Below are 12624 nucleotides of genomic sequence, written 5' to 3' on the forward strand. Positions count from 1 at the left end.
ATGCAGCAAGCCCGCTCGTAACTGAACGGAATAAATGGCTAGGAGATTAACTTAACAACTCAGACCAAATATTGAGAGCGACTATTTGGTAAATTGCTAGTTTTTGCAAGAGTATAAAAAACAATGAACCGCGATAGTCACTCGCGGTTCATCTACGGTGGAATAGATTTATTCCCCTCCATCATCAAAGGCAATTTGCTTCTCTAAGTCAAAAGCCGCGAAAGCCCGGTCTCCTAAAGAGTTCAGAACCTTCACCTCACCTTCCAAAATAGCGATAATAATCTTCCCAGCTTTCTTTTCGTTAGGGATAACCACTCGACCTTTTTCACTCTGACCTAAATCAGACAAAACCTGCTGCTGTAACAACAAGGGATTATCTTCGTCGTAATACAGCATCGTTACTTTCATAGCTTATCCCTAACAATTGAGGGTTAATGAATTCAATTTGAAACCCCATATGGCAATCGCAGTATTATATAACAAATATGTAACGTCAACCAAAGTAGTCTCATTCTCTCGCCCTGCTTCACGGCACAAAGGCCCCCTTTCGAGCAAACTTAACCCACACTTGTGATTGAACTATAACTATGGTTTTGACTATAAGCTTAGCTTATAGTCAGCCAATTACTATTTTAGATTAGGAATCATCATGGCTTATCAAGAATACAAAGTTATCGCTATTACCGAAGGTGCCTTAGGGACCTTATTTCTTGGCGCTTCCGGTATGCCCTTGCAAAAAGTAGAGGCAACGCTTAACAAAGAAGCCAGCAATGGCTGGCAATTAGTATTTCAAGTAATTGAAAATAGACGATTTTGGCTATTTTGGTCTAGAGAAACAGTGATCGTCACCTTAGGTCGCTAAACGAATGACCCGACGTGATGATTTAGAAGTACAACAAGAACAACTACGCGCAGAAATACGTCAGCTGCCCGCCCCCTTACGCCAACAATTTTACCAATTGTGGGAAAAACAAGTAAAAGATCCCGACAGCTATGCTGTTCTCAACTATCTATTTATCGCGGGTTTACATCATTTCTATTTGGGTAAATGGCAACGAGGCCTAATCAATTTAACGATATCATTAATGGGACTAAGTATATTGTTTAGTCCCTACTGGATATGGGGGGTGAGTCTATTGTTGCTGGTCAGTCTAATTGAACTTCCAGCATTATTTAGAGCCGAGCTGATCTTATTAGAACATAACAATAAGAGCATGCAGACTCTATTGAAACAAATCGTTAAGCGCTAATCCTTGGGGCCTTTAAACAGCCACAGTAGCAAGCCAAGTATCGGTAATAAGCAAATTAAAAATACCCACAAGTATTTGCGTCCGACTTCGGCGCCACTTTTTAATGTACGAATGATAGCGAACACGTCGCCGATTAAAATCAGCATCGCGATTAGCAATGACAATGACATTGTGATTCCTCTATTTTCAATTTGAAACGTTTATCATAATACTCGCGCTGATTGTGATTGACCCAGCGCATTCTAAATCAATTTGTTGACGTCACTCTATCACGATTTGCGAACATGGGCTGGCCATCATATCTTAGGGATGCAACTGCAATTGCTAGACGAGTAATTACGGCTCACAATAAATCCAACGACAGACAAATACACCATAACGTATCTCTAAACCATTCGTGACTAGGCGGGAATAACGTCATCTGATTGCTCAGCCAAAGCTAAGTACTCAATAGTTTGATTGCCATCAGTAATAATAACACAGCAAAAGCTTGTTTTAATCGCTTCGCTGGCAATCGATACGCCAAGCGACTCCCCACTCGAGCAAACACCGAACTCGTCAATACAATGCCCAACCACGCCGGTAAATAAACATAGCCAATGCTTCCAGGCGGTAGTTCAGCCAGTCCCCAACCGTTGTAGATATAGGCTGAAGCCCCGACCAAGGCAATAGGAATACCACATATCGCAGAAATCGCTACCGCTTTTGGCGCAGCTAAGCCGTACCAGCTTAAGCAAGGAAACAAAATAGTCCCCCCGCCGATGCCAAACATCGCAGAAATGCCGCCAACAAGCGCACCCAGCACACTGGTCCCCCACTGCTGAGGAAGACTTCGTTGTGCCTTCGGTAAACGCCCAAAGCCCATATACCATGCCATGAGTAACAGAAATCCGGCAAAATAATAGCTTAAATGCCGAGCTTGAAGCTGCCCGGCAAGCCACGCCCCCGCGCCAGCACCAAGCAGCAGCCCCAGCATTAAACGGCGAGCGATCAACCAATCAATCGAACCTCGACGATAGTGAGCATAACTAGCGCTACTCGCGGTAAACAAAATCGTCGCCAAGGAGGTGCCTATCGCTAAATGAATTGCCGATTCGCTAGCAAAGCCCATCGCAGCAAAACTACTGATAAGCACTGGCACAATCACCAAGCCACCACCGATCCCAAACAACCCCGACATCAGCCCAGCAACCGCACCAATCAATAAAAAACTAATGAACGTCACGACCTAACCAACACTCCACCTGATAATGCCGCATAGTCTGCTTGAAACAATGCAGTGGCGCAAAGTTTTCTAAAGATTTCGGAGCGAAGTGAGCGTTCGGAATGAATTTTGAGCATCGTTGCCGCGATGTACTCGCTGTTTTGCAACCTTAACCAACTTCATCTTACCCATATTCGTTTGGATAAGTCGCGCATCGCGATCTGGTTTTAATATCAAATCAACCCAGAGCCTATCTCGACAGATCGATAGGTTCCTGATCTAAATATTTTGGTAGGTAAGATAATACTTGAGGCTCACCAATGCTTTTCAGTTTTACCATGGCAATCACGAGTAACACCAGCATCAGTACGACGATTAATTGAAAGGGTGATTTCATAACAACAAATTCTCTATTACGACCTATAAACCACTTCATCCGTAAAGAGTTCCACGACAGCGGCTACTATAGCAAAATCCGTTACTATGGCATAGCGAAACAAAATAGCAGCTGCGCGAAGCGCATCTGCTATTGGCTGATTCATTCCCGCGAATCAAACACAAACCGTTATTGGTGATAACCACGACTCAGTTCGTGTACCGCATCGATAAACGCCCCCGCATGCTCGGGATCAACATCTGGGTGAATACCATGTCCCAAGTTAAATACATGCCCAGAACCTTCACCAAAACCGTCTAAAATATGCTGAACCTCTTGTCTAATACGAGAAACCGGAGCATATAACATCGATGGATCCATATTGCCTTGTAAAGCGACCTTATCTCCCACACGTCGCTTAGCATCGGCGATATTAATCGTCCAGTCTAAACCAACTGCATCACAACCAGTCGCCGCGATCTGCTCTAACCACTGCCCACCATTTTTGGTAAAGAGAGTCACAGGAACCGCCCGGCCGTCGGCTTGACGGGTCAAACCATCGACAATTTTATGCATATAACGCAATGAAAATTCATGGTAGTCGCGCTCCGATAATACGCCGCCCCAAGTATCAAAGATCATTAACGACTGAGCTCCGGCCGCCACTTGGGCATTCAAATACAAGATCACCGAATCGGCTAGTTTGTCGAGTAGCAAATGTAGAGTTTGTGGCTCACTGAAGGCCATCTTTTTAATACCACTGAAAGACTTAGTTGTACCACCTTCCACCATATAAGTGGCGAGCGTCCAAGGGCTACCAGAAAAGCCAATCAACGGCACCTCACCCTTTAGCTCACGCTTAATGGTACGAACTGCATTCATTACATAAACCAGCTCTTGCTCAGGATCGGGGATCGGTAAGGCTTGAACAGCGGCAAGGCTGGTCACTGGCCGTTCAAACTTCGGCCCCTCACCACTGGAAAAATACAAACCTAAACCCATCGCATCAGGAATGGTTAGAATATCGGAGAATAGGATCGCAGCATCCAGCGCAAAACGACGTAAAGGTTGCAACGTCACTTCACAGGCCAAATCTGCATCACGGCAAACCGTCATGAAATCACCAGCATCCGCTCGTACTGCGCGATACTCTGGCAGATAACGACCCGCTTGACGCATCATCCACACAGGGGTGGTATCGACAGGTTGCTTCAACAGAGCTCTTAAATAGCGATCGTTTTTCAATGGCGACATTGGCTTTTCTGATTCCTTATAATTTTTAGCTAGAGCATTGTAACGAGCTACTTTAACAACTCAAGACATTAGTTTAACAATTCAAACACTCCCATGAATCACATTTAAAGTGAAGTTTGGGCTAACCAATGTTCAATCATATCGCGAGCAACCGTTCCAAGAGGCGGCAAATGAGGTAAATCGTTCGCCTCAAACCACTGGGCATCAGCTAATTCTCGGCGATCAATCTTTAACTCACCATCGGCATATTCTGCAAAATAAGCCGCCATCAATGAATGAGGAAATGCCCAAGGCTGACTCTTCCAATAACGCAAATTTTTAAGTTTAAGCCCGGTTTCCTCATGAGTTTCACGATGTACAGTTTGTTCTAAGGTTTCTCCCGCTTCGACAAAACCTGCAATCGCGGTATAAATCGGTTGTGCTTGTTTTTGGTGACGACGATGATTAGCCAGTAATAACTGAGAACCATGACTAATTAATACGATAATGCAGGGCGAAACCCGCGGATAGGCGCGAAATCCACACGCCGAGCATAACATGGCTAACTCCCAATCTACTCGTGTCATCGCATGACCACAACAACCGCAAAATTGATGAGTTTTTAAAAACAAAGCAAACTGCTGCGCCTTACCGACGAGGTTAAATAGTTGCGAGTTAAGCAGCGACATGCTGCTACGCAGATCAACCCACTCGCCCATCCCGAGGTCCTGAGGATGCTCGAGTTCTAAACGCAAGCAGGGCTCACCTTTATAGCTAGCAAATTGCTCTACTCGACTAAACTCTAATGCAGGTAACGGCAAATCATCAATATCTCCATAGGGCAAGCGTTCACCCTGCGCAATCACCAAAATTTGCTCACCACAGGTGAAAAACCACCAGCCAAATTGCTTACTCACACCACGTTCCTTGCTCTTAAATTTGCTTTATTAGCAAATAATGAACAAGCTTAAACAACTTAACAAGCTTTCCCTGCAGCAAATGTTTAGCCACTCCGCAGTTAAACTAAATATCAGTTGACGAAAGCTTCGATTTTCTTTAGTTATAGAGCTAACGTTAATAGTTTCAGGAGCCATGCCAATGCTAAGAAAACTAGAACAAGCCCAAGCCAAATGGGGCGGTGCGAGTCAAGTCATTGATGCTTGGTTACTCGCCAGAAAGCAATTACTTATCACTTATTGTAATCTCGCGGGGCTACCTCCCTATGAAAGTAAGGAGCGTTCACTGCCGAGTCCCGAAACAATTAGTCATTTTTGCGAACAACTCGTTGATTATGTTTCCACGGGCCACTTCGAAGTTTATGAGCAAATTGTGAGTGGATGTGCTGGTGAAGGCGATAGCCAACCCGCTGAAAAATTACTGCCACAGATCAGCGCAACCACCGAAACCGCGCTCCGTTTTAATGATCAGTATGCCGAGGTCAATGAAGACTTAGAGTTTGCCAGCTTTGATAGAGATTTATCAGAACTTGGGCAGGAAATGGAAGAGCGTTTTGCCATTGAAGACCAGTTACTGGACCATTTATATCAGCATAGTCAGCAAAGTGCTGCGGCCAAATAATCAAGTTGCTCACGATTTAAATACGACAAGCTTTAACGCTAAAAACAAAAATGCAGTGCTAGGCACTGCATTTTTAGTATTGCTCAATGCTTAATTAAACTTAACTTGCTGGTTGCTCTTTCGCAGCAGGAGCATCAGCTTTTTCAATATCAAGCAACTCAACTTCAAATATTAAAGTAGAATTTGGCGGGATACTGCCTGCACCATTTTCACCATAACCTAAGTCGGAAGGGATAAAGAACTTGTATTTCGCACCCTTAGACATCAATTGAACACCCTCGGTCCAACCAGGAATCACTCGGTTTAATGGGAAGGTTGCTGGCTCGCCACGATCATAAGAGCTATCGAAAGTCGTGCCATCGGTTAGCGTCCCTTTGTAATGCACAGTCACCGTATCTTCTGCGCTCGGTTTATCACCTTCAGCGGCGGTCAAAACTTCATATTGCAAACCAGACTCGGTCACAGTCACGCCTTCACGCGCGGCATTGTCAGCTAAAAACTTATCACTCTCAGCTTTTGCCACAGCAGCGTCTGCTGCCGTCTTCTTCTCGACTAAACCGGCTAGTTTTTCGTCTAATTCTTTTAAAGTAGTTTGAATGTCTTCTTCAGACATCAAAACTTCACCGCCTAAACCATCTTGCATTCCTTTGAGCACTAAAGCGTTATCTAACTCAAGGCCTAGCTCTTTCTGCTGCTCTAAAGTACTCGCAATATAGCGTGATACTGATGCACCGATCGCGTAGGCTTGTCGCTGCTCGGCACTTTCAAAGGCAGCTTTAGCTACCGTGCCCGCGTCAGTTTTCTCGAGGGAAACTTGCTCTACCGCGGGCGCTTCAGCTTTTTCGTCTTGACAACCAGTAACAGCAAAAATAGAGGCGGCCAAAACCGACACGGCAAAATACTTTTTCATTCAATTTCTCCAATAGAATCGCATTAATCTGCGGCTTAGCGAACAAGATCACTATGAATTATTAAACACTTAGCCTACAAAACTCTTATACTAACCCTATTAGTCAACACAACCTAGCGACAGTTCCGTAAAAAACAAAAAATGACATTACTTAAGTGGTTTGTGATTTTCAGCTTTTCTATCCTGACAGCGGCTTGTAGCGAAGAGGCTCCGCCTTCGGCGAGTTGGCAACAAGCGCTGGATGGAGCCTATGCCGCCGATATTTCAGCGGATGGGCAACTGAGCCTAGTGTCTTCAATACACCATGGTTTGACTCTTTGGAATATTAAACAACAACGCCAATTGTTTCAGTGGAACCATCAAAACCAAGAGAATAATCAAGTATTCTTAGTCAAAATCGCCGATGGTAATCGCTATGCGATTAGTGCCAGTCGCGATGATTTTGTGATTTGGGACATCGCCACTGGCCAGGCTCAGGGCTATTGGAAGATCAGTGAATCTAGTATCAGAGATATTGCCCTATCCAGCAACGGCAAGCAGGTCCTGATCGGCCTTGGTGATGGTAAAGTGATTCACCTTGATCTAGTCACTGGCCGACGGTTAGAGTTTCTAGGGCATAGCGAAAAAATCAACTCAGTTGCCTTATCGGCTAACGGCCGCTACGCCTTGACTGGTGGTAACGATTATCAAGCCTTGTTTTGGGATACCCAAACGGCGCAGGTATTACTGCGCTTTCCTCAACAGGGGCGCGTATCGATGGTCGCTCTAGAACCCGATGGAAAATATGCCTTCACCGCAGACAATGGCAAACTTGCCCGAATATGGGCACTTCCCAGCGGTGAGCGAGTCAGTCAACTGAAACTCACCGCCCGACAAAGCCTATTTTCCTATGTTCGTTTTGCCAAACAAGGCGAATGGCTTATCACAGGTTCTGCGGCCCGAAAACTGAGCCTCTGGCATGTAGCCAGCGGCCAAGCCCTGCAGCAATGGTTGGTCACTGCGAAACAAAAAACCCGACCGAAAAGCGCTGTTGTGTATAGCGCGGCGATGCTTGATAATAGCCAGCTGGTGAGCGCAAGCTCTAGTGGTTTCGTTGAAATTTGGGATATAAAGAATTAGCACTATGGATCAGCAAGAGCTATTTAACATGATTGAGCGTCTCGAAACAAAATTGGCCTTTCAGGAAGACACCATTGAACAGCTCAATCTTGCGTTGCAAAGTCAACAGCAACAGTTGGATACCCTACAGCACCAATTTAAGCTGATCCGCGGCAAACTCTTCGAGACCGACAATGGCTCGGCGGTGGCACCGCTAGAACAAGAAACTCCGCCGCCTCATTACTAAGCCCTAGGTTTGGATTTGAGCATGTCTTTTCAATTTCGTTTAGCGCTAGAAAGTGACCTTCCCTGTATTGTTGATATCTACAATTCGATCATTGAATCGCGCCAAGTCACCGCCGATACCAAACCACAAACGGTAGCTTCGCGCTTAGACTGGTTTAAGCAACACCAAAAACCTCAACGTCCTTTGTATGTAATAGAACAGCATGGTGAAACCATTGCCTGGTTAAGTTTTAGTGATTTCTATGGCCGCCCCGCCTATCAACACAGCGCCGAAATTAGCCTTTATTTAGCCGAGCAGCATCGCGGTAAAGGCTTAGGAAAAGCCATATTACAAGCCGCCGAACCGATCGCCAAAACATTGGAGATTGAAATTTTACTGGCTTTCATTTTTAGCCATAACACACCAAGCCTGGCTTTATTCGATAAACTCGCTTACCAACTTTGGGGCCAGCTACCCAGCGTCGCGAGGATGGACCAGCAAACCTATAACCTCACAATTTTGGGTAAACAATTATAAATCGGTTTGCCACTAGGATGCTTAGGGCTTAAACAAACCAATTAGCTCAGCATCTGTCGACTCACTCGCTTGCCCTTCTGGACGCTCGGCATGATAGCCACAACTAACACATTCCACCGACTCTAACGTGAGCCCTTGCTGCTCCACGATGACCAGTTTTAAGGAATCGAGTTCTCCGCACTCGGGACATACCGCACCCGCGATAAAACGATGTTTTGCCATAATTCACTCTACTTTGTTCTGCGCTGTCGCTATGCGCCATAAGCTGCATCAGGTATCATAGCGGCATTATTGCACATTTTTAGTAGCGCATAGCAACAACCATGATCGTAGCCAACAGTATTAGCCTTCAACGCGGTAGCAAATTTCTTTTAGAGGAAACCAATCTCACCATCCATCCCGGACAAAAAGTAGGTTTAGTCGGCCAAAATGGTTGCGGTAAATCGTCTTTATTTGCTTTGCTAAAGCAGCAACTGCATGTCGATGCTGGAGAATTGAGTGTCCCCAGCAAATGGCAAATTGCCAGCGTTGCGCAAGAAACCCCTGCGCTAAACCGCAAAGCCATCGATTACGTAATTGATGGTGATTTTGAGTTCCGCAAAGTGGAGCAACAAATTGCCGATGCCGAATCTGCCGGGAATGGTGAACTCATCGCGACCCTACACAATAAATTAGATACTATTGGTGGTTATCAAATCCGCGCCAGAGCGGCCGAATTATTGGCCGGCTTAGGATTTAGCGAAGCAGGACAACAGCAGAGTGTCAGCGATTTCTCCGGTGGATGGCGAATGCGACTCAATTTGGCTCAAGCTTTATTGGTACGCTCAGACTTATTACTACTCGATGAACCAACTAACCACCTTGATCTAGATACCGTTGTCTGGTTAGAACAGTGGTTAAAGCGCTACCCCGGCACCCTCATCTTAATCTCGCATGACCGTGACTTTCTAGACAACATCATTAACCGAATTGTGCACATTGAAAATCGCCAGCTAAATGAATATACCGGCAGTTATTCTGATTTCGAACAAATGCGAGCAACACACTTGGCTCAACAGCAGGCAATGTTTGAAAAGCAACAACGTGAGCGCGCCCACATGCAAAGTTTTGTGGACCGATTCCGTTACAAAGCCAGTAAAGCCAAACAAGCACAGAGCCGACTAAAAGCCTTAGAAAAAATGGAACTGATTAGCCAAGCGCATGTGGATTCACAGTTTAGTTTTCGCTTTAGAGAGCCCGACAGCCTACCTTTACCCTTGTTAACGATGGAAAAAGTAAGTGCCGGTTATGCCGACAAAACCATTCTTGAACAAGTCGAATTCAATTTAGTACCGGGCAGCCGGATCGGCCTACTGGGGCGCAACGGTGCTGGTAAATCCACCTTTATCAAGTTGTTATCCGGTGAGCTTAAAGCTTTAGCTGGCGATGTTGAAATTAACAAAGCAGCTAAAGTGGGTTATTTCGCCCAACACCAATTAGAAACATTGCGCCCCAACGATACCCCAATGCAGCATCTACAACGACTCGCGCCCACCACCACCGAAGCCGATCTGCGTAAATATTTAGGTAGTTTTGGGTTTCAAGGCGACCAAGCCCTAGAGCCTGTAGCTCCCTTTAGCGGCGGCGAAAAAGCCCGCTTGGTTCTCGCTTTAGTCGTATGGCAAAAGCCAAATTTGTTACTACTCGATGAGCCCACCAACCACCTCGATTTAGAGATGCGTTATGCGCTCACCCTCGCCTTACAAGAATTCAATGGGGCAATGATCATCGTCTCTCACGATCGGGCACTACTACGAGCCACAACCGATGAATTTTACTTAGTCGATAGCCAACGAGTTTCTCCTTTTGCTGGCGATTTAAACGATTATCAGCAATGGCTAAGCCAAGCCAACCGCGCAGAGAACACCAGTAGTACCGGCACCGCTGGGACGAATTCGATTGCTCAACGCAAAGAACAAAAACGTAAAGAGGCTGAGTTTCGCCAGCAAACCCGCGGTATTCGCAAACAGTTGGAAGTGCTTGAAAAACGCAGTCATAAAGCCCAGCAAGCCCTAACTGAAATAGAGCAACGGATGGCCGATCCTGAACTGTACACCGCCGACAACAAACAACAACTGCAACAGTGCTTACAACAACAGGCAACACTAAAAATTGAATTAGAAGAAACGGAGCTGCAATGGTTTGATCTACAAGAACAGTTGGAACAGCAACAACAAGCCTTTGGGATCAGTGCCGAGGAATAACTTTACTTGACCGATTACACCACTCAGGTAAGGTTAACAACAATACTATTAATAATAAATCAAGGATGTCTATGAATGCCACGCAAGATCGCCCCAGTTTATTGATTGGTTTATTGCTGATCATTGTCGGTATTGGGGTAATTGCTTACGTACTACCGCAGGCCGTCAACCTCATCACCCTACCGCAAGATGCCCCCTTTATGCAGCATTTCTTTAGCTGGTTAATGGCCGATACAAATGCGATTAACAGTCAAGTGAGTGAAGAGTTTTTCGAAATATTTCAAACATTTATTAAGGTGATTGTGCTCATCGTATTTTTATATGTTTGCTTAAAACTAGTCAGTATTGGCTTATTAATTATAAAAGAAGGGGTGAGCCTGATTCGACCTCAACCGCAAACCAGTAAAGATAAAAACTAAACGGCTTCTCTTTGGCAGGTCATCGTGACCCGCCAGATTTTCTTTTGCTACCAATGCAACAGAACACTGGCTAAGCTAAAGTACACTAATACCCCAGAGACATCGGCAATAGTGGCAACCAATGGCCCAGAAGCGGTGGCAGGGTCTAGCTTCATTTTGTTTAATAAAAACGGCAAACTAAGACCGACCAAAGATCCGACCAATACGATAACCACCATCGACATCGATACTATCAACGCCACTTCTGGGCCGCCACGATATATACCCACCCCATAGACAGCAATCGCCATCGTCATACCAAGCGCCAAGCCAACCAGTAATTCGCGACTAAATAACTTCGCCCAGTCACTTTTATCGACTTCACCAGTAGCTAAGGCTCGCACCATTAAGGCTGCGGCTTGAGAACCGGCGTTACCGCCGCTACCGATTAATAAAGGTAAAAAGAATACTAAGGCCACATGGCTGGCAATGATGTCTTCGAAATGCGCAATTCCTGCGCCGGAAAACATCGCACCAAATACTAATAATACTAACCACAGCACTCGCTTACGGTACAGTTCCCAGATGCTCACTCGGTCGACGGTTTGATCCAGCTTCCCCACTGAAGCACTCTTTTGCGCATCCTCGGTGGCTTCTTCCACAGCCGCATCCATGGCATCGTCATAGGTGACAATACCCACCAGTTTGTGCTGCTCATCTACCACTGGTAATGCCAGCAAATCATAATGACGGATCTGCTGACTGGCGTGCTCTTGACTATCCTCGACCGCCATTGCAACCACTTCGGTACGCATCAACTCACTTACCTGCTTATCTGGCGAGGCTAGAATCAATTCACGTAAGGAGATCGTCCCCAACAAGCGACGTTGCGCATTAATCACGTAGGTTTGATAAATGGTTTCCTTATCGGGCGCTTCTAAACGCAACTGCTTGAGCGCTCGGCTCACTAACCAATGCTCCTTCAGCGTAGCGTAGTCAGAAGTCATAATCGCACCAACCGTTCCCTCCGCATAACTGGCGAGTTGACGTAGATCTTCACGTTCAGCCTGCGCTAAACCAGGAAGCACCATCGCCTGTTGTTCTTCATCTAGATCATTGTACAAATCAGCTCGTTCATCAGCATCCATTCGGGAAAACAAAGCCGCTAATTTATGTCGTTTCATCAAGCCTGCAACTTCAGCTTGCAAATAAGGAGGAAAATAAGAAAAAACTTTGGCTCGATCTGCCAAAGAGAACATCGAAATTAACGGAAGCGCTTCTTTAGGGTCAAATTCAGCGAGTGCTTTACCAATATCGGCAAGGTGGTAATCGTCTAAAGTTGCACGCAAACTTGATTTATCAAGACTAACTAAGGCAAGCTCTAATTTTTGGTGAAGATGTGCCATTAACTGCTCCAGCTATCGCATAGAGCTCGGCGAAAAATGACCGACTACGCGATTAAAAACGGTGATAGAAAATAGGAAAAAGAATTTAAATGTCGACTGTCGGGGTCAGGGGTCATAAACAAATCTCGATGACAAAATCGGCGCAAATTGTAGGAGGGTTATGCT

Annotated in this window: 17 protein-coding genes; 8 read left to right on the top strand and 9 right to left on the bottom strand. The window is 45.5% G+C overall.

Features of this window, described 5'->3' with window-relative positions:
• Nucleotides 1–168: 168 nt before the first annotated feature.
• Nucleotides 169–408: a TIGR02922 family protein gene (locus ACRRSW_RS19890; protein WP_432455822.1), complete on the bottom strand. Its 240-nt coding sequence runs from the start codon at nucleotides 406–408 to the stop codon at nucleotides 169–171.
• Nucleotides 409–649: 241 nt separating this feature from the next.
• Between ACRRSW_RS19890 and ACRRSW_RS19895 the strand changes: the two genes are divergently transcribed.
• Entirely contained in the window at nucleotides 650–862 is a 213-nt protein-coding gene (locus ACRRSW_RS19895; RefSeq protein WP_432455821.1) for a DUF4177 domain-containing protein, read from the top strand.
• A gap of 4 nt (nucleotides 863–866) precedes the next feature.
• Nucleotides 867–1250 (top strand): TM2 domain-containing protein, encoded by a 384-nt coding sequence (locus ACRRSW_RS19900; protein WP_432460248.1) that lies wholly within the window; start codon nucleotides 867–869, stop codon nucleotides 1248–1250.
• Here the strand turns inward: ACRRSW_RS19900 and ACRRSW_RS19905 are convergent.
• From ACRRSW_RS19905 to nudC, 5 genes are all read right to left on the bottom strand, one after another.
• The gene (locus tag ACRRSW_RS19905; protein ID WP_432455819.1) at nucleotides 1247–1420 is read right to left on the bottom strand and encodes a PLDc N-terminal domain-containing protein; all 174 of its coding nucleotides are present in this window, start codon (nucleotides 1418–1420) and stop codon (nucleotides 1247–1249) included. The two genes, ACRRSW_RS19900 and ACRRSW_RS19905, sit on opposite strands and share 4 nt — an antisense overlap.
• 269 nt (nucleotides 1421–1689) lie before the next feature.
• Nucleotides 1690–2475, bottom strand: coding sequence for a sulfite exporter TauE/SafE family protein (locus ACRRSW_RS19910; RefSeq protein ID WP_432455818.1), 786 nt, complete (start codon nucleotides 2473–2475; stop codon nucleotides 1690–1692).
• Between the two features lie 229 nt (nucleotides 2476–2704).
• Nucleotides 2705–2851 carry a hypothetical protein gene (locus ACRRSW_RS19915; RefSeq protein WP_432455817.1) on the bottom strand — a complete coding sequence of 49 codons (147 nt, stop codon included), beginning with the start codon at nucleotides 2849–2851 and terminating at the stop codon, nucleotides 2705–2707.
• A gap of 168 nt (nucleotides 2852–3019) precedes the next feature.
• Complete coding sequence (hemE, locus tag ACRRSW_RS19920; RefSeq protein ID WP_432460249.1) at nucleotides 3020–4084, bottom strand: uroporphyrinogen decarboxylase; 1065 nt, start codon at nucleotides 4082–4084, stop codon at nucleotides 3020–3022.
• Between the two features lie 104 nt (nucleotides 4085–4188).
• Nucleotides 4189–4980 (bottom strand): NAD(+) diphosphatase, encoded by a 792-nt coding sequence (gene nudC / locus ACRRSW_RS19925; protein ID WP_432455815.1) that lies wholly within the window; start codon nucleotides 4978–4980, stop codon nucleotides 4189–4191.
• A 181-nt stretch (nucleotides 4981–5161) separates the two neighbouring features.
• Between nudC and rsd the strand changes: the two genes are divergently transcribed.
• A complete protein-coding gene (rsd, locus tag ACRRSW_RS19930) occupies nucleotides 5162–5641 on the top strand; it encodes a sigma D regulator (protein ID WP_432455814.1) in 480 nt (159 codons plus the stop codon).
• Nucleotides 5642–5741: 100 nt separating this feature from the next.
• On the opposite strand, the gene fkpA is transcribed toward rsd, so the two are convergent.
• Nucleotides 5742–6551 carry an FKBP-type peptidyl-prolyl cis-trans isomerase gene (gene fkpA / locus ACRRSW_RS19935; RefSeq protein WP_432455813.1) on the bottom strand — a complete coding sequence of 270 codons (810 nt, stop codon included), beginning with the start codon at nucleotides 6549–6551 and terminating at the stop codon, nucleotides 5742–5744.
• 141 nt (nucleotides 6552–6692) lie between these two features.
• Between fkpA and ACRRSW_RS19940 the strand changes: the two genes are divergently transcribed.
• The 3 genes from ACRRSW_RS19940 to ACRRSW_RS19950 are packed head-to-tail and all read left to right on the top strand — an operon-like array spanning nucleotide 6693 to nucleotide 8412.
• Complete coding sequence (locus tag ACRRSW_RS19940; RefSeq protein ID WP_432455812.1) at nucleotides 6693–7670, top strand: WD40 repeat domain-containing protein; 978 nt, start codon at nucleotides 6693–6695, stop codon at nucleotides 7668–7670.
• 4 nt (nucleotides 7671–7674) lie between these two features.
• On the top strand, nucleotides 7675–7896 hold the full coding sequence (locus ACRRSW_RS19945) for a SlyX family protein (protein WP_432455811.1): 222 nt from the start codon (nucleotides 7675–7677) through the stop codon (nucleotides 7894–7896).
• A 21-nt stretch (nucleotides 7897–7917) separates the two neighbouring features.
• On the top strand, nucleotides 7918–8412 hold the full coding sequence (locus tag ACRRSW_RS19950; protein ID WP_432460250.1) for a GNAT family N-acetyltransferase: 495 nt from the start codon (nucleotides 7918–7920) through the stop codon (nucleotides 8410–8412).
• A 21-nt stretch (nucleotides 8413–8433) separates the two neighbouring features.
• On the opposite strand, the gene ACRRSW_RS19955 is transcribed toward ACRRSW_RS19950, so the two are convergent.
• Nucleotides 8434–8634, bottom strand: a complete 201-nt coding sequence (locus ACRRSW_RS19955; RefSeq protein WP_432460251.1) for a YheV family putative zinc ribbon protein — start codon at nucleotides 8632–8634, stop codon at nucleotides 8434–8436.
• 101 nt (nucleotides 8635–8735) lie between these two features.
• Between ACRRSW_RS19955 and ACRRSW_RS19960 the strand changes: the two genes are divergently transcribed.
• Both ACRRSW_RS19960 and ACRRSW_RS19965 read left to right on the top strand, forming a co-directional pair.
• On the top strand, nucleotides 8736–10655 hold the full coding sequence (locus ACRRSW_RS19960) for an ABC transporter ATP-binding protein (RefSeq protein ID WP_432460252.1): 1920 nt from the start codon (nucleotides 8736–8738) through the stop codon (nucleotides 10653–10655).
• 71 nt (nucleotides 10656–10726) lie between these two features.
• Nucleotides 10727–11074 (top strand): hypothetical protein, encoded by a 348-nt coding sequence (locus ACRRSW_RS19965; protein WP_432460253.1) that lies wholly within the window; start codon nucleotides 10727–10729, stop codon nucleotides 11072–11074.
• Nucleotides 11075–11121: 47 nt separating this feature from the next.
• On the opposite strand, the gene mgtE is transcribed toward ACRRSW_RS19965, so the two are convergent.
• The gene (mgtE, locus tag ACRRSW_RS19970; RefSeq protein WP_432460254.1) at nucleotides 11122–12459 is read right to left on the bottom strand and encodes a magnesium transporter; all 1338 of its coding nucleotides are present in this window, start codon (nucleotides 12457–12459) and stop codon (nucleotides 11122–11124) included.
• Between the last annotated feature and the right edge of the window lie 165 nt (nucleotides 12460–12624).

It is taken from the genome of Agarivorans sp. QJM3NY_25 (assembly GCF_050870875.2).
Lineage (GTDB): Bacteria > Pseudomonadota > Gammaproteobacteria > Enterobacterales > Celerinatantimonadaceae > Agarivorans.